Source organism: Armatimonadota bacterium (genome assembly GCA_013359125.1).
Lineage (GTDB): Bacteria > Armatimonadota > Fimbriimonadia > Fimbriimonadales > GBS-DC > JABWCR01.
The window spans coordinates 92,581-111,341 of the sequence record JABWCR010000013.1 but is presented as its reverse complement, the minus strand read 5'-3'; the positions used below and the strand labels follow the sequence as shown (position 1 = coordinate 111,341).

At 59.3% G+C, this 18,761-nt stretch carries 13 protein-coding genes and 2 tRNA genes; 6 read left to right on the top strand and 9 right to left on the bottom strand.

The window, feature by feature from the left end:
• Positions 1-178 precede the first annotated feature (178 nt).
• The 7 genes from HUU60_07835 to HUU60_07805 all read right to left on the bottom strand — a co-directional run bounded on the left by HUU60_07835 (position 179) and on the right by HUU60_07805 (position 9,304).
• Complete coding sequence (locus HUU60_07835; protein ID NUL82613.1) at positions 179-712, bottom strand: thymidine kinase; 534 nt, start codon at positions 710-712, stop codon at positions 179-181.
• Between the two features lie 44 nt (positions 713-756).
• Positions 757-3,420: a pyruvate, phosphate dikinase gene (locus HUU60_07830; protein NUL82612.1), complete on the bottom strand. Its 2,664-nt coding sequence runs from the start codon at positions 3,418-3,420 to the stop codon at positions 757-759.
• 75 nt (positions 3,421-3,495) lie between these two features.
• A complete protein-coding gene (locus HUU60_07825; protein ID NUL82611.1) occupies positions 3,496-4,047 on the bottom strand; it encodes a hypothetical protein in 552 nt (183 codons plus the stop codon).
• A gap of 57 nt (positions 4,048-4,104) precedes the next feature.
• Positions 4,105-4,590: a pantetheine-phosphate adenylyltransferase gene (gene coaD / locus HUU60_07820; GenBank protein ID NUL82610.1), complete on the bottom strand. Its 486-nt coding sequence runs from the start codon at positions 4,588-4,590 to the stop codon at positions 4,105-4,107.
• The gene (recG, locus tag HUU60_07815) at positions 4,590-6,674 is read right to left on the bottom strand and encodes an ATP-dependent DNA helicase RecG (GenBank protein ID NUL82609.1); all 2,085 of its coding nucleotides are present in this window, start codon (positions 6,672-6,674) and stop codon (positions 4,590-4,592) included. The genes coaD and recG overlap by 1 nt, the downstream gene beginning before the upstream one ends.
• Positions 6,675-6,691: 17 nt before the next feature.
• Positions 6,692-8,038, bottom strand: a complete 1,347-nt coding sequence (locus HUU60_07810; protein NUL82608.1) for an extracellular solute-binding protein — start codon at positions 8,036-8,038, stop codon at positions 6,692-6,694.
• Positions 8,039-8,095: 57 nt separating this feature from the next.
• A complete protein-coding gene (locus HUU60_07805) occupies positions 8,096-9,304 on the bottom strand; it encodes an extracellular solute-binding protein (GenBank protein ID NUL82607.1) in 1,209 nt (402 codons plus the stop codon).
• Between the two features lie 99 nt (positions 9,305-9,403).
• On the opposite strand from HUU60_07805, the gene HUU60_07800 reads away from it, so the two are divergent.
• From HUU60_07800 to clpB, 5 genes are all read left to right on the top strand, one after another.
• On the top strand, positions 9,404-10,000 hold the full coding sequence (locus HUU60_07800; protein NUL82606.1) for a dioxygenase: 597 nt from the start codon (positions 9,404-9,406) through the stop codon (positions 9,998-10,000).
• A gap of 11 nt (positions 10,001-10,011) precedes the next feature.
• Positions 10,012-10,106 (top strand) — tRNA-Sec (locus HUU60_07795).
• A gap of 43 nt (positions 10,107-10,149) precedes the next feature.
• Positions 10,150-10,224, top strand: a tRNA-Gly gene (locus HUU60_07790).
• A gap of 9 nt (positions 10,225-10,233) precedes the next feature.
• Positions 10,234-11,214 carry an RluA family pseudouridine synthase gene (locus tag HUU60_07785; protein ID NUL82605.1) on the top strand — a complete coding sequence of 327 codons (981 nt, stop codon included), beginning with the start codon at positions 10,234-10,236 and terminating at the stop codon, positions 11,212-11,214.
• The gene (gene clpB / locus HUU60_07780; GenBank protein ID NUL82604.1) at positions 11,205-13,793 is read left to right on the top strand and encodes an ATP-dependent chaperone ClpB; all 2,589 of its coding nucleotides are present in this window, start codon (positions 11,205-11,207) and stop codon (positions 13,791-13,793) included. The genes HUU60_07785 and clpB overlap by 10 nt, the downstream gene beginning before the upstream one ends.
• Before the next feature lie 104 nt (positions 13,794-13,897).
• Here clpB and HUU60_07775 read toward each other — a convergent pair whose 3' ends face one another.
• Together HUU60_07775 and HUU60_07770 are read right to left on the bottom strand one after the other, a co-directional pair.
• Positions 13,898-14,536: a hypothetical protein gene (locus HUU60_07775; GenBank protein ID NUL82603.1), complete on the bottom strand. Its 639-nt coding sequence runs from the start codon at positions 14,534-14,536 to the stop codon at positions 13,898-13,900.
• Between the two features lie 124 nt (positions 14,537-14,660).
• Positions 14,661-16,823 carry a DEAD/DEAH box helicase family protein gene (locus tag HUU60_07770; protein ID NUL82602.1) on the bottom strand — a complete coding sequence of 721 codons (2,163 nt, stop codon included), beginning with the start codon at positions 16,821-16,823 and terminating at the stop codon, positions 14,661-14,663.
• A gap of 498 nt (positions 16,824-17,321) precedes the next feature.
• Between HUU60_07770 and HUU60_07765 the strand changes: the two genes are divergently transcribed.
• A complete protein-coding gene (locus HUU60_07765) occupies positions 17,322-18,761 on the top strand; it encodes a DUF853 family protein (GenBank protein ID NUL82601.1) in 1,440 nt (479 codons plus the stop codon).

The window sequence follows — 18,761 nt, the reverse complement described above, 5'->3', positions numbered from 1 at the left end:
TACCGCCAGCGTCCTCGCCGGCCGATGTTCGGGCCGCCGGGACGGCGGCGGTACTGTCGGGCCAGTCTGTTTCGGCTCGCGGGGACGCTCGCCCTCCCGAGTTATAGAGGGTTGCGAACGGGAATCTGCGGAAATGTAGCACAAAATTAGATACGAATCATGCCCTAAGAAGCATGCGTTACTTGGGCTTTTTGATGCGGTGGCAGCGGCGACAGCGGGCCTCGTAATGATCCTCGGCGCCGATCAGCACGGTCGGCTCGTTCCAAGCCGCGGGCTTGCCGTCCACCAAGCGCTGGGTGTGGCTTGCCGACTGGCCGCACACCATGCAGATCGCGCGCAGTTTCACCACTTCGTCGGCCACCGCCATCAGTTGCGGCATGATGCCGAAGGGTTCTCGACGAAAGTCTTGGTCCAGCCCGGCCAGGATCACGGTTCGCCCTTCGTCCGCCCAACGCACAGCCATGGCTGGCAGCCCCTCGTCGAAGAACTGCGCCTCCTCGATCGCGATCACCTCGGTGTCCGGCTCCAGTCGCGCGGCGATCTCGGCGCTGTTGCGCACCGGTTCGCCTTCGATCTTCATCCCGCTGTGGGCGGCGACTGCCGTCTTTTCGAACCGGTCGTCCCAGGCGTGCTTGAACACTTGAATCTTGCGCCGGGCATAGGTGTTGCGGCGGGCGAGGCGGATCAGCTCTTCCGATTTTCCGGCGAACATGCTGCCGGCGATGACGATCAGTTGCCCCAGCCGGTCCTTTCTCACTACTTGTCTTCGTTGACGCTGACTTTCGATTTGAGCGCGGCCTGTGCCGCCGCAAGCCGGGCAATGGGCACTCGATAGGGCGAACAGCTGACGTAATCCAGCCCCGCCTCGTGGCAAAACTCGACCGATGCCGGGTCTCCGCCGTGCTCGCCGCAGATGCCTAACTTGATGTTTGGCCTGGTCGCTCTGCCCTTTTCGCACGCCATTCGAACGAGTTGGCCGACGCCCTCGCGGTCGATGCTGACGAACGGATTCTCGGGCAGTATGCCGTCCTGGAGGTACTGGAGCATAAACTTGCCTTCCACGTCGTCCCGGCTGAAGCCAAAAGTGGTCTGGGTCAGATCGTTGGTGCCGAACGAGAAGAACTCCGCGTATTCGGCAATTTCGTTGGCGGTCAGCGCGGCGCGGGGAAGCTCGATCATAGTACCGAACATGTAATCGACCGTCTCGCCGTGCATAGTCTGTTTCGCTACGTCTTCTAACTTGTCGCGCACGATTCGAAGCTCGTTCACATGGCTCACCAGCGGGATCATGATTTCGACCTTGGGGTCGAAGCCCTCGCGCTTCGCCAAGATCGCTGCTTCGATGATGGCTGCTACTTGCATCTCGACGATCTCGGGATGGATGATGGAGAGGCGCACGCCGCGCAGGCCCAGCATAGGGTTCGCCTCTTTCAGCTTTTCTACTCGGGCCAAGAGCGCCTTCTTGGTCTCTAATTCGGGCGATTCGCTCCGGGCGACTTCCATAACGATGATCTCGCGCAGCAACTCTTCGTGGTCTGGCAAGAACTCGTGCAGCGGCGGATCGACCAAGCGCACCGTAACCGGATAGCCCGACATGGCTTTGAAGATGCCGACAAAATCGTCGCGCTGGAAAGGCCGAAGTTTGTCGAGCGCGGCCCGACGGCCAGTTTCGTCTTTAGCCAGGATCATCTCGCGCATGATGGGCAGGCGGTCTTCGAAAAACATGTGCTCGGTGCGACAGAGACCGATGCCCTTGGCGCCGAACTCGATCGCTTTGGCCGCGTCTTCCGGGTTGTCGGCGTTTGCCCGGACGCCCAGTCGTTTGCGCTCCTCGGCCCAGCCCAACAGCGTTAAGAACTCGGGCGTTAAGGCCGGCTCGACCAAGGGGACATCGCCCAAGAAGACCTTGCCCGTTGCGCCATCGACGGTGATCACATCGCCCTCTTGGATCGTTTGGCCCTTGGCTGTAAAGCGCCTGCCCTCTTCATCGATCGCCAGCGCTTCGCATCCGGCGACACAGGGAATGCCAAACCCGCGCGCCACCACGGCCGCGTGCGAGGTCATGCCGCCCCTAGCCGTCAGAATGGCCACGGAGGCCAACATGCCCTTCAGATCGTCCGGGTTGGTCTCCGGCCGAACTAAGATCACTTTTCGGCCCGATTCCTTCCAGGCCAGCGCCGTTTCGGCATCAAAGACGGCATGGCCGCTTCCGGCGCCGGGCGAGGCGGCCAATCCCTTGGCTAACTCTGTGTACCCACCGCCTTTCAAAGCTTCGGGATCGACTTGCCAGTGAAGCAATTCGTCCAATTTGGCGGGCGGCACGCGCATGATGGCCTCGTCGATGCTGATTCGACCCTCTTGCACCAGGTCGACCGCGATCTTGACCGCCGACCGCCCTGTGCGTTTGCCAGCGCGACACTGGAGCATAAAGAGCTTCCCGCGCTCGATGGTGAACTCCAGGTCCATCATGTCGCGGTAATGCTCCTCTAACTGAAGCGCGATCTGGGCGAACTGCCGATACACGTCCGGCATGATGCTCTTCAGATCGTCCAGATGCAGAGGCGTGCGCACGCCCGCCACCACGTCTTCTCCCTGCGCGTTGATCAAGAACTCGCCATAGAGCTCATTCTCACCGGTCGAAGGATCGCGCGTGAAGGCGACGCCCGTGCCCGAATCGTCGCCCATGTTGCCAAAAACCATTGCCTGCACGTTGCACGCCGTGCCAATCTCGTCGGAGATGCGCTCTTTGGCCCTGTAAACCCGCGCGCGCTCGTTGTTCCACGACTTAAAGACCGCCTCGATCGCGAGTCTCAGTTGATCTTTCGGGCTTTGAGGAAAGGTATGCCCCTTGCTCGCCACCAGCGTTTTGAACTCCTCTACCAAGCCCCTGAGCGCCTCGGCAGGCACATCGGTATCGGCTTTGGCCCCTAATCGGCTTTTCAATTCGTCGAACTTCTCTTCGAACGCCTTTTTGCCGATGTCTAAGACAATGTCGCTGAACATCATGATAAAGCGACGATAGGCGTCGTATACAAAGCGCGGATTGTCGGTCAATCGAATCAGCGCCTGTGCCGTCTCGTCGTTCAGCCCTAAGTTCAAAACCGTGTCCATCATGCCCGGCATGCTGAACTTGGCGCCGGAGCGCACCGACAGCAGGAGGGGATCGGCCGGATCGCCAAATTGCTTGCCCGACGCTTGCTCGACCTTGGCCAGCGCCCCGTCGATCTCTGATAGAAGCTCGTGGTCCATAGAGCCGTTACGCATATAATCGCGGCAGGCGTCCGTCGTGATGGTAAACCCCGGCGGCACGGGCAGACCGATGTTGGTCATCTCGGCCAAGTTTGCGCCCTTGCCGCCTAGCAAGTCCCGCATATCGGCTCGGCCTTCCTCAAACTGATAAACGCGCTTCATGAAAACGATGCCTCCAGCAATGTCGTCCGATTCGGCAAAGAACGCGAAGACTGCAACACGGGACGCGATACCGACAACCGCGGCCTACCTTCGGACCACGGCTCGGTGATGCAGATAGTCCTCTAGGTAGCTCTTGCCGTTCTGTACGGTTCCCATGACCTTGGACAGTGCATTCTCGACTTGGGTCAGCACTTCATGGGCATACTCGTCGGCGCCTTGGCGAATCTGTCGGGAGCCATCCTTGGCCGACTCGAGAATCTCTCGGGCCTGCGCCTCGGCCAGCCGATAGACCTCGGTCTGCTCGATCATGTTGGCTTGCATCGCCTTGGCCTGGTCCAGAATCTGCTTCGCCTGCGTTTTAGCCTCTTCGATTGCGCGCGCCGCCTCGCTGCCGGCAGTGGCCAGCGTCTGCTCGGCCTCGTCCTGAGCGCCGCCGATCAATCGCTCTTGATCCCTTAGAATTCGATCCGCCGCCTCAAACTCGGAAGGCAGATTGGCTAAGATCTGCTGCACCAGCATAATGCACTCGCGCTTGTCCAGCCCTACCGTAAACGGCCCAAGCGTCCGGCTCGATTCCAAATACTCGTCTAAGTCGCGCAACCACTTCCGCACCAATCGCACATCCGTATTGATCATTGGCTCGTCTCCTCCCTATTGGTCCCAGCAAGCGATGAATAATTGTGGCACGTTTCGTCAACCCGCGGCGCGCCTTTTGGCCAGTTTTTTCAAGGTTGCCTCCGGCGCCAATCCGGTCGCATCGCCGCCGTTGATGAAAAGCTCCTTGACGATCGAACTGGAGAGATAGGCGTGCTCCCAGCGCGTCAACAGGCAGACCGTATCGATCTGTTCGTTCAGCTTTCGATTGATCGACGCCATCTGAAACTCGTACTCGAAATCCGAGAGCGCCCGCAGACCGCGCACGATTGCCGACGCGCCCTGGCTCTGAGCATAATCGACCAGCAAACCCTGAAACGAGTCCACACGAGCATTCGGATAGTCGGCGCAACACTCTTTCAGAATTTCAACCCGCTCTTCGGTCGTAAAGAACGGCTGCTTTTGGCTGTTAACGGCTACCGCCACGATCAGCTCGTCGAACAGCGCCGCCCCTCGCTCGATGATGTCGACGTGCCCCATCGTCGGAGGGTCGAAACTGCCCGGATAGACGGCGATTCTCTTCATTAGCTGACGTTGACCACGTCCAGTTTGGCGATCTGATTCTCTAAGGCTTCGCGCAATCGGTAGTTTTCCCTTTGACTCAAATCCGGATCGGCCTTGACGATCTCGAAAGCCTCCTCGCGAGCCGAGATCAAAACTTCTCGATCTTGAATCAGATCGCCGACCTTCAGTACCGGCATCCCGCTTTGGCGAACGCCGTATATCTCGCCCGGCCCGCGCAGTTTCAAGTCTTCTTCTGCAATCCGGAAGCCGTCGGTCGTCGCCACCATTGTGTCTAATCGCGCCCGACCATCGTCCGATTTGGGATCGCCGATCATGACGCAAAAGGACTGCTGATCGCCTCGACCAATTCGACCGCGGAGCTGATGCAGTTGCGCCAAGCCGAACCGATCGGCGTCCTCGATCACCATCACGGTGGCGTTGGGCACGTCCACGCCCACCTCGACCACGGTCGTCGCAACTAAGACCTTGACATCGCCGTTGCGAAACCGCTCCATGGCCAGCTCCTTTTCCGCCGGTTTCATGCGCCCGTGCAACAAGCCGACCTCAATGTCCGGGAAGATGTCGCGCCGAAGCTTCTCGAAGAGTTCCTCCGCCGCCTGGGCCTGAAGCTTCTCCGATTCTTCGACCAGCGGACAGATCACATAGGCCTGCCGACCCTCGCTCAGCAGTTTTCTGACGCCGGCATAGACGCTTCCGCGCTGATCCGGCGCCTTCCAATGCGTGCGCACGGGCTTGCGTCCCGGCGGCATTTCGTCGATGATCGAAGTGTCCAACTCGCCATAAATCGTCATGGTCAGCGTCCGCGGGATCGGCGTTGCGGTCATCACCAATACGTGCGGGTTGGCGCCTTTCTGCCTCAGCGCCTTGCGCTGCATGACGCCGAAACGATGCTGTTCGTCGATCACGACCAACCCTAAGTTGCGGAACTCGACGCCCTCTTGAATCAGCGCGTGCGTGCCGACTGCCACCATCGAATCGCCTGCCAAGACCCGCTCTCGCGCTTGCTCCTTCTGCTTCTTGGTCATCTTGCCCAACATCAACTCGACCGGGATGCCCGCGCCGACCATCAGATTGGCCAAGGTGCTCCAATGCTGTTCGGCCAGAATCTCCGTCGGCGCCATGATCGCTGCCTGATAGCCAGAACGAACGGCGGCGAGCAGAGCCGCCGCCGCAACGGCCGTCTTTCCCGACCCCACGTCGCCCTGCAAGAGACGATTCATTGGGTGCGGTTGCGCCATGTCCCGCCAAATCTCCCTCGCGCAACGCTTCTGAGCCCCCGTCAACTCGAATCCGACCAGGCTGACCAGCTCCTGAGCAACCTCATGCGCGTCGAACGACATCGCTATGCCCTGCTCCTTGGCCGCCTGCGCCTTTTGCCTCGCAATGCCGGTCTGGATCAAGAGGAACTCGTCGAACGCCAAGCGCCGCCGCGCCTCGGTGGCTTGCTCCTCGCTGTCGGGAAAATGAACCTGTCTTATCGCTTCGTGTATCGGCATCAGCTGCAGACGCGCCAGTCGCTCATCGGTCAGGATGTCGGGCGGCGTCTCGGCCAGATTGATCGCGCCATAAAGAATACGGCGAAGATGCTTTTGATACACCCCTTCCGTCAGCGGGTAGATCGGCACGATGCGATTGAAGTGGATCGGGTCGCTCGAATCGCTCGCCTCTTCCCACTCCGGCGTCTCGATCTGAAGGCTGTATCCGCCCGATTTGACTTGGCCAAAAACCACGACGCCCGCTTTGGTCTTCACCAATCGATCGCGCATCCAGGGCTGGTTGAACCAGATCAGCTCGATCGCGCCGGTGCCGTCGTCCAGATAGGCTTTGGTCAGCGTCATGTGCCCGCCCCGAGCCTTTTGGTTGTCAACGGTTATGATCTTGCCTTTGAACAGCCCATACTCGCCCGGGCGAGCGCGAGCGACGTTTAAGAACCGCCTTCGATCTTCATAGCGACGCGGCAGATGCCAAAGAAGATCGCCCAGGGTATAGATTTCTAACTTGGCGAGCAGTTGTGCTACCTTGGGCCCGACCCCTGGCACAAACTGCACTTCGGTCGAGAGCGGCCTGACGGCCGTGGCTGGCATAGTAGACAAATTATACCCTATTCTTGCTTCAGGATGCCCGCCTTCTTCAAGATATCGGTATGTTCCTGTGCGATCTTGTCTAGCGCGGCCTTTGGAGCGATCTGATTGACCGCCGCCGCGTTCCAGTTGCGCTGGCAACTCTCCAGAAGCTTCTCGTATTCGGGTATCGCCCAAAAGTCGCGCAAGTGAGGCATGGACGCTGCGAAAACTGCGTTGAAAGAGGTCGCCGACTTGAATGCATCGGACTCTAGAACGTCCGTTCGGCAAGTGAAACCGCCCAACTGCGCCCATTTTTCCTGCGTCTCGCGCTTGGCGAACCACTCCATAAACTGCTTGCACAGGTCCTGCTTTTTCGAATAGGCGCAGAGACTCATCCCCTGCCCGCCCAGACTGATGTAGCGTGTAACCGTCCCATCAGCATTCTTGTAGCCCGGCATCATGAAAAAGCCCGTGCTCTTGGCAAACTTGTTCGAGGCTTCGTTCGTCAAGCCGGGGAAGAAGGCAAAGTAGTCCATCGCCATCGCGACCGAGCCTGATTGATAGGCCTGCAGACACTCCTGCCAATAGTAATTGGCGTAGCCCTTGGGATTAAACTTCGCCAAACTCACGTAAAACTCCAGCGCCTGGACCGCCTCGGGAGAGTTGATGACGCCTTGCACTGCAAAGGTCTCCGGATCGTACAGTTCGCCTCCAAAGCTCCAGAGAACCTGTTGGAAGCCCATCGTAACGCCGTCGTATTCCTTGCCATAATAGAGCGCGCAGCCGTACAGTCCCTTGTCGGGGCGGGTAAAGAACTCGGCGACGTCGCGAAACTCCTGCCAAGTGTCGGGCACGGCCAGATCGCGACCGTACTTGGCCTTGAACGCGGCCATCTCGTTTGGGTCTTCAAAGAGGTCTTTTCGATAGGCAAAGCCGATCGCATCCCCTTGCGTCGGCATGGAGTAGAGTTTGCCAGAGCCTTTTGGATACTCGGCATAGGCCTCCACCACGCTCGGTTCGAAGGCGTCGATCTCTCCGTTCGACTTCAGCCAGTCGGTCAGGTCGACGTAATGGCCGCCCGAAACTCCCCAGCCCAGCCACTGGCTGTCCCCGATCACAATGTCGTAAGTGTCGCTCTTGGCGCCGAGAGTCTTGTACACTTCGGCCTGGAACTGCCCCCACGGAATCTTCTTGACGTTGACCTCGATCCCCGTCTCTTTGGTAAAGTCCGCCGCTAACTCTTGCAAATAAGTCGCCGGCTCCCACTCGGCCCATACGATATTGATCGACCCGCCGCCGGTCGTGGTCGCGGTTTCTTCCTTTTTGTTGCAACCGATGCACAGTACGAGCAAAGTCAGCAAAATGGCGATCGAAGTTCGCTTCATGGTTCATCCCTCCCGAATGCCGCAAAGGTTCGCTGGCGTCAGCCCGCTTCCTGCCCGTTATCGGCGATTGGCCTCTCTCTGTACGCGCCTCTGCGCGTCGTTCAGCGCCTGCCGTGGCGACTTTGTGCCGCTCATGACGTAATCCTGCGCGGTGGTCAGCTCGTTCAGATAGAGGTTGGCCACGGAGACCGTCGGAAAATAGCGGGCGTTGGGACTGTCCACCAAATCGAGAAACTTTGCGTACCCTCTCTTCCAGGCTTCACTGGGGCTTTGAGGCTGGCGCAGTTTAGGCTCTTTCAGCAGTCTGCGGATGTTGGGGATGCCGTGCATCGTATCGGCGAACAGGATCTGCGCCTCGTCGCTCTGCATCCATTGCATAAAAGCCCATGCGCCTTCTGGGTCTCTCGATTCTCGCGGAATGCAAAACATGTTCTGGCCGATGACGGTGGGGCGAGCTAACTGCGGCTTGGCCTTGGGATGCGGGATCGCGCTCACCTCGTACCGTACCTTCGGCGCGTAAATCTGGAACCAATAGGGGTTCCATTGGCCGTTGATCATCATGGCGATCTTGGAGACGAAGAACGGGTTGTTGGTGCCTTGCTCGTTGCCAAATCCGGCTGTGAAAGCCTGAACTTTCTTGCCGCCGCCTTGAACCTCGACCAGTTTTCTAAACCACTCGAACGCCTCGAGGCATTCGGGCGCGTTCGCCATTATCTCTCCCGTCTCTGGCCTGGCGATGCGCGCGCCAAAGGCGGCCAGCAGGTGCATCGGCTCCGGCGGTCGCATGCCTAACCGCTCGACATTGCCAAACCGATCGAACTCGGTCAGCGCTTTGGCAAACTCGAGCGTTTCCTCCAGCGTTCGCGGCGCTCGTTCAGGCAGACCGGCCTTGGCAAATAGATCGGGGTTCCAAAAGAGCGCGGCAGCGTCCAATAGAAACGGCATCGAGTAAAGCCGGCCCGCCACCCGCCCCTGATCGAGCGACGCCGGGATAAAGTCGGAGGGTCTAAAACCCGCCTTGGCAAACCGTTCGTCCAGCGGCAGCAGGGCTTTGCGCGAAGCGAGCGGCGCCAAATAGCCCGGCTCTCGCAAGGTGAAGAAGTCGGGCGGCCCGCCTGCGATGATCGCTCGAATCGTCTTGGAGTCTTCTACGCCGCCCAAGTTGGCCACCCTGCGCCGCGGATGCCGGCGGTTGTAGGCGTCCACCACGGCCTGGAACACCTTGCCCTCGTCCCCAGCCCACATGCTCCAAACCCGTGTAGCCATTGTTAGCCCAATTCTACCGAGCAGCAGGAACTTCCTACTCTCTTGCTGAACCTTTGCTTGTCCAAACCGTACTAATCTCATCTACGCAGAGGAGAAAAAATGAGCCACAATCAAGAAGCCGATCCGCAAAGACGCAAACTGTTGAAGGCCGGACTCTTTCTGGCTGTTCCGGGCGCATTGTGGCCCTTAGCCGGCAACGCTCTGGCCCCCACGCCCGAGATTCCCGATGCCGACGACCCGACGCCCGCCATTATCGAAGGCCCCTACTACAAACCGAAAGCCCCCGAGCGCGCCAGTTTGGTCGAAAAAGGCGCCAAAGGCACGGTCATCACACTCGCCGGTCGCGTGCTGGACACTGACGGCAATCCCCTGCCCGAAGCCTTGGTCGATTTTTGGCAGGCCGATGCGGACGGCGTCTACGACAACGCCGGATTCAAATATCGAGGCTGGCACCGAGCGAACAAAAAAGGCGAGTATAAGCTTGAGACGATCATGCCCGGCCCCTATCCGGGCCGCACGCCGCACATTCACGTCAAGGTCGCCCCGCCCAAAGGCCGCGTGCTGACGACTCAGCTTTACTTCCCCGGAGTTGCCGCCAACCAGCGCGATCACCTCTACAAGGCCGCCTGTTTGGTGAAAAAGGTCAAGGACAAGGAAAACCAACTGACCTTCGATTTTGTGCTGAAGGTAGACTAACCGAGCAAAAAGGGAGCGAATGGGGGCTGGTGTCCCTGACGGGCTTCAAACCCGATTGGAGGCGTTAACCGTCTTCGGTAGGTTCAATTCCTACGCGCTCCCGCCAATGCTTGACATCGGCCTACCGGCCAAGCCATAATAGCATCGGCGCGGGTGTAGCTCAGGGGTAGAGCATCTGCTTCCCAAGCAGAGGGTCGTGGGTTCGAATCCCATCGCCCGCTCCAATTCTCGCTATGCCCGGTTACCGCCTGACCGTTGGCCCCGACGAAGCAGGCCTCCGCCTCGACCGCTTTATCGCCAACAGCCTGCCCGACATCAGCCGAGCAAAAATCCAAGCCGCCATCGCTCACGGCAACGTCCTAGTCAACGGCAAAGCCGTGCCAAAGGACAAGAGACTCGCCGCAGGCGACGAGATCGAGTTTCAGCCTCTGCCGCCCGAAACGCTGAACCTGACGCCTGAATCGATCCCATTGGACGTCATCTACGAGGACGACTGCATACTGGTGATCAACAAACCGGTCGGAATGACGGTGCACCCCGCGCCCGGTTCCCAATCGGGCACGCTGGTTCATGCACTGCTGGGACGGCAGACCGCCCTCTCGGATGCGGGTGAGCCCTTTCGACCCGGTATCGTGCATCGACTGGACAAAGAAACCGCCGGACTGATCATTGTGGCCAAGACCAACCTGGCGCATTGGCGTCTGGCACAAGCCCTTCAGGCCCGACGAATCCATCGCGCCTATCTCTCTATCTGCATCGGAGAACCGACTTGGAAAACGGCTACGGTTGACAAACCGATCGGGCGACATCCTAAGAATCGGCAGAAGATGGCGATCGTTCCAAACGGCCGCCCGGCAAAGACCGATTTCTATCTGTTGACCAAAGGTTCGGGAATGGCGCTGCTGTTGGCCGAACTGCATACCGGGCGCACGCACCAGGTGCGAGTGCACGCCGCGTCGCTCGGGCACCCGTTGGTCGGCGATCCGCTCTATGCCAAGGGCGAATCGGGCGGACAGGCGCTTTTGGCCTGGCGATTGCAGTTCCGACACCCAACGTCGGGCGGAGAACTGCGTTTTCGAGCGCCGATTCCGCCGAAAATGCAAGCATTGATCGATGAAATCGACCCAACCTGGGAACCAAACGACATAGAGCGCGGTATAATCAAGAGACTTGATAATAATAGGCTCAAGATTGGAGAAGGGACATGCGATTAGACCGAATGACCGTTAAAGCCGGAGAAGCGTTGCAAGAAGCCCAACAGCTGGCCGCCGACCGAGCGCACCCCGCCGTGGATAGCGAGCACCTTTTAGCGGCGCTCCTGACGCAAACCGAGGGCGTTGCACCGGTTCTGCTTTCAAAACTAGGCGCCAAGCCGGACGAAATCCTGCAAGAAGTCAACCGTGAGCTCGATTCGCGCCCCAAAGCCTATGGCGGACAGCCCGGCGCTCAGATGACGGCTCGCCTGACCAAAGCCATCCAGACCGCGTTCGACGAATCCCGGTCGCTGGGCGACGAATACGTGAGCGCCGAACTTCTATTGCTCGGTCTTTCGCACGATCAAGGCAGCCTGGCAGGACGTCTTCTCAATCAAAAAGGCGCCTCGCCAACAACCTTGAAACAAGCCGTCCAAGAGCTTCGCGGCGGCGCAAAAGTAACCGATCAACAGGCTGAATCCAAGTATCAAGCGCTGGAAAAGTACAGCATCGACCTGACCGAACGCGCCCGGCAAGGCAAAATCGACCCCGTCATCGGACGAGACGACGAAATCCGCCGCGTGATCCATGTGCTATCGCGACGCACCAAGAACAACCCGGTGCTGATCGGCGAGCCCGGCGTCGGAAAGACCGCCATCGTCGAGGGTTTGGCGCAGCGCATCGCCCTGGGAGACGCGCCCGATTCGCTAAAGGACAAGCGCGTGCTGCAGCTGGACATGGGCGCGATGCTGGCCGGCGCCAAATACCGCGGCGAGTTCGAAGAGCGACTAAAAGCCGTGCTGAAAGAGGTGGCCGATTCGGCCGGTCAAATCGTGCTATTCATCGACGAACTGCACACCATCGTGGGCGCGGGCGCGGCCGAAGGCGCCATGGATGCCGCCAACATGCTGAAACCGATGCTGGCGCGGGGCGAACTTCGCTGCATCGGCGCCACCACGCTCGACGAATACCGAAAGCACATTGAGAAAGACCCCGCCCTGGAGCGCCGCTTCCAGACCGTCTACGTGGCCGAACCGAGCGTCGAGGACGCTATCGCCATCCTGCGAGGCCTTAAAGAGCGGTACGAGGTGCACCACGGCGTCCGCATCAACGATTCGGCGATAATGGCCGCCGCCCAGCTCTCTTCCCGATATATTGGCGACCGATTCTTGCCCGACAAAGCCATCGACCTGATCGACGAAGCCGCCGCCCGGCTGCGCATGGAAATCGATTCCATGCCGACCGAAATCGACGAATTAGAACGCAGCATCCGCCGAGCCGAAATCGAACGAGAAGCGCTGAAAAGAGAAGAATCGGAAGGCGCTCGACAGCAATTGGACAAACTAGAGGCCGAACTGGCCAACCTGAACCAGGAAAAGTCTCGCCTGACCGCCCATTGGCAACAAGAAAAAGAGATTATTCAAGAAATCCGCGAGGCCAAACGCCGCATAGAAGAACTGAGGCTGGAAGAACAGCGCGCCGAGCGCGAGCACGATTATGCCGCCGCCAGCCGGATAAGACACGGCGAGCTGCCCGACCTGCAAAAGCAACTAGAAGCCCAGCAAGAACGGCTGAACCAAGTGCAGATCGATGTGCAACTTCTGAAGGAAGAGGTGGACGCCGACGACATCGCCGAGGTGGTCGCTAAATGGACCGGCATCCCCGTCAAACGGCTGAAAGAAACCGAGACCATGAAACTGGTCGAGATGGAGAAGCGCCTGAGCGAGCGCGTGGTGGGGCAAGAAGAGGCCGTGCGAGCCGTCAGCGAAGCCGTGCGCCGAGCCCGCAGCGGACTGGGAGACCCCAACCGACCGATCGGCGCCTTTATGTTCGTGGGCCCCACCGGCGTGGGCAAAACCGAACTGGCGCGCGCCCTGGCCGAGTTCCTGTTCGACGACGAGCGCAACATGACGCGCATCGACATGAGCGAATACATGGAAAAGCATACAGTGTCGAGGCTGATCGGCGCGCCTCCAGGCTATATCGGATACGAAGAAGGCGGCCAGCTGACCGAAGCCGTGCGCCGACGCCCCTACTGCGTCATCTTGCTGGACGAGGTCGAAAAGGCGCACCCGGATGCGCTGAACGTGCTGCTGCAAGTGCTGGACGAAGGCCGATTGACCGACGGACAAGGCCGCACGGTGGACTTTCGGAATACAGTGATCATTATGACCAGCAACATCGGCTCAGAATTCTACGCCGAGGGGCCTGTGGGCGAATCGGCCGAGGTGGAGGCGAATGTCCGTCTGGCGATCCGGGCGGCCTTTAGACCGGAGTTCCTTAACCGAATCGACGACATCGTGCTGTTCCGCCACCTATCGCGGCCCCAAATGAAGGAGATCGTCCGCATCCAACTGAAGCGCGTTCAAGATCGCCTCAAGACCCGCGGCATCGCTCTGGTCGTCCAGGACGCCGCCCTGGAAGAACTGGCCAACGCCGGCATGGACCAAATCTACGGCGCCCGCCCGCTCAAACGCGCGATCGACGCCCACATCCTCAACCCCTTGGCCCAGAAGCTGCTCTCAAGGGAGATTCTAGAGAACTCTACTGTTGTGGTGGATTATCGAGATGGAGAGTGGGAGTTTAGGATGGAGGGGTAGGGGCAAGAGGGCCTCATCCGCCCGCTTTGTAAGCACCGCGATGCGGGAACACGGGGACCAGAGGATACGGTTTGCACGCTGAAATTGGCCCGGAGTCGGATGGCTCACTGCTCAACTGCCTCGGGGAGGCCGAAGCACTGCCTCACGGCGTTGGCGAATCTGGCCTGGGTGCGCCGGTTCTCGTCGAAGATGCGGCGAAGCGCCTGGCCGTCGTCCGCCCAGTTCCCAATGGCACGCTTCTGGCGATCGTAGGCTTTGAACCGCTCCCAAATGAATTGTATCATATGGTCGAATAGGATCTGCGTTGCAGGAATTGGCAGTTTTCCTTCCTGGTTTCCAAAAGCCATGAGCCTCAGCTGAACAATCTCGCCCCGGTAGGCGCCCTCCTCATAAAGCGCGTCAGCCGCAGCCGCGATCTTGTCCTGGTCCAGGCAACCGATTGCCGCCAGGACGCGATGGATGTTCCCGTCGTCCTTACGCGTCCAGGGGCCGTTCAGCGCGCACACGCCCCTCTTCACCTCCGCGATGACTACATTCGCATAGGCGTCGCAAAGGCAGCATTCCAGATCATCGACCATGTGCTCCATCAGGTTTTCGGCCCGATGCCGGAATCGGACGGCTAGCAAATCGACATCTGTTCTCTGATTTGCGCCCGTGTCGGGATGTACCACGAAGTTCTCAATCGTCAGGAACCCGTTGAGACGCAGGTACCAATACGCCAGACGCTCGGGACTGCTCGCCATGCGTTGTTCGTTCCTCACGCCCGCTCCGCTACCTTGCTGGGTACGGGAAACAGGCCTTGCATAAGGCCCTGTTTGTGGGTCTTGAGGGCATCGAGTTTCTTCGCCTGCTCGGTCATGATCGATGCTAGTCGCGAAATCGAGTAAACGATCGCACGAGGGCTGCGAAAGATGTCGGTTCGTACGTCTCGAAGCTCGTTTGATCGACGTAAACATAGTCCCATATCGCGGAATCTTGCGACGCATTCACATCGTCGCACCACTGCTTAAGGCGCTGCATTTTGAGCGGCAAATCGAGCTCCTCCAAGCCCTTTGTTTCGACGATATACCGCTTGCCGTCAGTCAGCTTCACGAAGAAATCAGGGATGTAATTGGTCAACTGCCCTTGCGAGTTCACGTAGTCGAGTTTGAACCCGACCCCTAAGAAGTTCTTACCCCACGAGACAACATCGCTCCTTTTGTCGAGCCACCCTGAAAACCGCAGCTCGAACCCCCGGTCCCCAATCACCTTGTCGAAAACGCACTTGGTCGGCACTTGGAACGCCTGGTTCTTGGCTTGGAACGGCCTCATCTCCCGAAGTTTGATGTAACCGTCCACGCGTGCCTCCCCACGGTCGACGATCGCCAGTTTATTGACGGCCAGCTTCAGCGATTCCATGATCGTCTTCGTTATCGCAGGTTCGCTGAGGGTCTTGATCACCGACCTGTCCTGAATGTCCACCAGCTCTCCAAAGGCGTGGTCTTGAATCATCTCTTTAACCTTGCCGTACAACAAATCGTAGCCACTGACGAGGTGCAGGTCCTTCATGACCGTCCGGGCGAAGAAACCGACGACCCGAGTCCCATCGGCAACTCGCGTCTCATCGAACTCCGTTTCGTGCGACGTTTCGCCGTCCACGATGTACTCGAACCGAATCTTCCGTAAATCCTCATCGGAGTACTGTTGCAGCATCACCGGCTGTTGCAAAATCTTCGCCGGATCGAGGTCGGATATCCGCTTGTACTCACGGGCAAACCGAGGCGTGAGAATCGGCACCTCGATGTCGAGCGCGTCCAGATCCTTGTCCGGGTTCTCGGTATCGACTTGGACGAGGATGTCTGGCCTCGGCGTGCCGCCTCCCATGGGGCGTCGCTCTAAAGTCACGCCCTCCGCCTGGATGGACTTGACGAAGTCCATGAACGCCGGCGTGCCGAGCACGCTCACCTCCTCGCGGCCAAGCCCCAAGTACATCTTCCGAAGCCCGCGGCCAAGCGTCTGTTCGGGCAGAATGTTGCTCTTGGCCGAGTAACTCCGCAGGCCCACGATCGTGGTCACGTTCCGTACGTCCCACCCTTCCTTCAGCATGAGCACCGACACGATCGCACGATATTCGCTCGCGCCCGAATCGATGTCGTTCGCGGCGTCGCGCAGTCGTTTAAGCTCCTCTTTATTCTTCGCGGACGCCGCTTCGCTGATCTCTCCATTATCCTTCGTGTGGATCGTCAGCACCTTTCCCGCTAAGTCGGGGAAGTCCTGGAGATACTCCGCAACCTCATCGCAGTTTCGAGTGTCGTCCGTCATTACGAACAAAATCGCCTTCTTGCCTTGCGCCGCATGAAGCTCAGATGCTTGTCGCCACTCCACCACCCCCAGATTGAGGTAGTCCGCATACCGCTCCGTGAACTTCGAGCTGTTCTGCTCGTGGAGCTTCGACAGCGAAGCCTCGTCAGGGATAACTGGGTGCTTGACGACGTTCTGCTGGATCGCCTCTACCAATGGGTAGTCGCAAACCGTCTGCACGAAGATCGCTCCGTTGTTGTGGCGCGGTGTTGCCGTCACATCGACCTGGAACGCCAGTCGGCTATCTCGCTGTCGGAGTTGATTATCGATGTCCTGGATGCATTTGAACCAGGCCAGCTTCTTGTCGTGGATATGGTGCGCCTCGTCATTGAGGACGGCGAGTTCCTCGATGTCGCGCACGATGACGCCGAGGTCGATCTTGCTGTCGGTCGTCTTGCCAACTGGCTTTGACCCTAGGAAGTAGTCCATCAGGTTGTCGTCTTCGAGCGAGGGCAGGGCCTCGTTGCCCGCGAATACCCGGTGGATGTTGGTCAGGAAGATGTTCCCGGTTGGGTGGGTGATTCGCACTTCGTCCTGGACGTGGAGCGTCAACTGAAAGTCCTCGCGGACCTCGTACTCGAGCACTCTGAGTTTCTCTGTCAGTTGCCCTTCGAGCTGGCTTTCCATGCTTATGGTTTGAACTGGCGGGAGCAGTAGCTCCCCGTACCGGTTAGGCGTCGCTCTTGGCATTCAGCAGTCATTTAGACATATGGCGGCAGAATCCTGCACTCGGGGCGATCAAGGCGCGACATAAAGCGAGGGCATCTGGAAGCGAGGGCATCTGGAAGCGAGGGCATCTGGTCGCTTGCGTCAACGCCATCAACCCCCACCGCCAACCTCCACCGCCAAAAGCCCAACGCCATCAACCTCCACCGCCAAAACGCACGCCATCAACCTCCACCGCCAAAACGCACAACGCCATCAACCTCCACCGCCAAAACGCACAACGCCATCAACCTCCACCGCCAAAACGCACAACGCCAAAAGCTCAACGCCATAACGCTCAACGCCAAACGCTCGACCAAAAATCCAGCGCAATTTCGCGTATACTATTCGTGCATCGGCTTACCGTTCCGTGGTCGATGCCCTCCTAAGGTTCCACTTTGGAACCGAGATTAACTGCAGAAGCAGGATCCCCGGGGGGGGCGTCTTGCTTCTGCTTTTTTCTCCAACAGGTAGAATGGCGCCATGTCCATCCTCATCGGTCAGGGCGATGCGCCCGTCTATCTTGAACCCAAATATACCAATCGCCACGGCCTGATCGCCGGAGCCACCGGTACCGGAAAGACTGTTACGCTCCAAATCGTCGCGCAAAGCCTCAGCGATATCGGCGTGCCTTCGTTCGTAGCCGATATTAAGGGCGATCTGAGCGGCATTAGTCAACCCGGCGCGCCCAATCCCAAGTTTGAAGATCGCGCGCAAAAGACCGGTCCCAGCCCCTATGTTTACGGCTCGGCGCCCACCGTGTTTTGGGATCTGTTCGGCCTGCAGGGACATCCCGTGCGCGCCACCATCAGCGAGATGGGGCCGCTGTTGCTGAGCCGATTGATGGGCCTGAACGACACGCAAGAGGGCGTGCTGAACTTGACGTTCAAACTGGCCGACGACGAGGGTTTGCTGTTGCTCGATCTGAACGATCTGCGCTCGATGCTGACCTTTGTGGGCGAGAACGCGGCGACGCTCAAGACCACCTATGGCAACGTCTCCAGCGCGACGGTGGGCGCCATTCAAAGGCAGCTGCTGGTGATGGAGCAGCAAGGCGCCGAGAGCTTCTTTGGCGAACCGGCGCTGAACATTGCCGATCTGATCCGCACAACGCCGGACGGCAAGGGCGTGGTGAACGTGCTGGCGGCCGATCGGCTGATGCAGAATCCCAGGCTTTATTCGACGTTTCTCTTGTGGCTGCTGAGCGAGCTTTTTGAAGAAATGCCCGAAGTGGGCGACTTGGACAAGCCACGGTTGGTCTTCTTTTTCGACGAAGCGCACCTGCTCTTTTCCGACGCGCCCAAGGCCTTGGTGGACAAGGTGGAACAGGTGGTCAAACTGATCCGGTCGAAGGGGGTCGGGGTCTTTTTTATTACCCAAAACCCGGCCGACGTGCCCGAATCGGTACTGGCGCAGTTGGGCAACCGGTTTCAGCACGCTTTGCGCGCCTATACGCCGGGCGAGCAGAAGGCCGTGCGCGCCGCCGCCAGCTCGTTCCGTGCCAACCCGGCGTTCGATACCGAGCAGGCTATCACCGAGTTGGGCGTCGGCGAGGCGCTGGTCTCCACGTTGCAAGAAAAAGGCGTACCGAGCATGGTGCAACGGACGATGGTGCGCCCGCCTTCGTCTCGATTGGGGCCGGCGACCGTGGAAGAACGCGCGCGGATCGTGGCGTCATCGCCACTTGGATTGCAGTACGGACAGGCCATCGACCGGGATTCGGCTCACGAGGCGCTGCTCCGCCGGGCTCAACAGGCCGCTGCTATGGCGCCGCCTGCTCCTACGCCTGCGCGCGCTCCCGCCGGAAGTCGGTCGGACAGTCTGTTCGAAGCGGCGGCCAAGAGCATCATCCGTTCGGCCAGCAGCCAATTGGGCCGCCAAGTGATGCGCGGGATTTTGGGTTCGATTTTCAAAGGCCGGTAG

Bases quoted from the DNA above. Each gene is read 5' to 3' on its own strand.
- HUU60_07810 (NUL82608.1), bottom strand. From the start codon at position 8,038: ATGAAGCGAACTTCGATCGCCATTTTGCTGACTTTGCTCGTACTGTGC.
- HUU60_07800 (NUL82606.1), top strand. From the start codon at position 9,404: ATGAGCCACAATCAAGAAGCCGATCCGCAAAGACGCAAACTGTTGAAG.
- recG (NUL82609.1), bottom strand. From the start codon at position 6,674: ATGCCAGCCACGGCCGTCAGGCCGCTCTCGACCGAAGTGCAGTTTGTG.
- HUU60_07765 (NUL82601.1), top strand. From the start codon at position 17,322: ATGTCCATCCTCATCGGTCAGGGCGATGCGCCCGTCTATCTTGAACCC.
- HUU60_07805 (NUL82607.1), bottom strand. From the start codon at position 9,304: ATGGCTACACGGGTTTGGAGCATGTGGGCTGGGGACGAGGGCAAGGTG.
- HUU60_07825 (NUL82611.1), bottom strand. From the start codon at position 4,047: ATGATCAATACGGATGTGCGATTGGTGCGGAAGTGGTTGCGCGACTTA.
- HUU60_07770 (NUL82602.1), bottom strand. From the start codon at position 16,823: ATGCCAAGAGCGACGCCTAACCGGTACGGGGAGCTACTGCTCCCGCCA.
- HUU60_07835 (NUL82613.1), bottom strand. From the start codon at position 712: ATGTTCGCCGGAAAATCGGAAGAGCTGATCCGCCTCGCCCGCCGCAAC.
- HUU60_07785 (NUL82605.1), top strand. From the start codon at position 10,234: ATGCCCGGTTACCGCCTGACCGTTGGCCCCGACGAAGCAGGCCTCCGC.
- coaD (NUL82610.1), bottom strand. From the start codon at position 4,590: ATGAAGAGAATCGCCGTCTATCCGGGCAGTTTCGACCCTCCGACGATG.
- HUU60_07775 (NUL82603.1), bottom strand. From the start codon at position 14,536: ATGGCGAGCAGTCCCGAGCGTCTGGCGTATTGGTACCTGCGTCTCAAC.
- clpB (NUL82604.1), top strand. From the start codon at position 11,205: ATGCGATTAGACCGAATGACCGTTAAAGCCGGAGAAGCGTTGCAAGAA.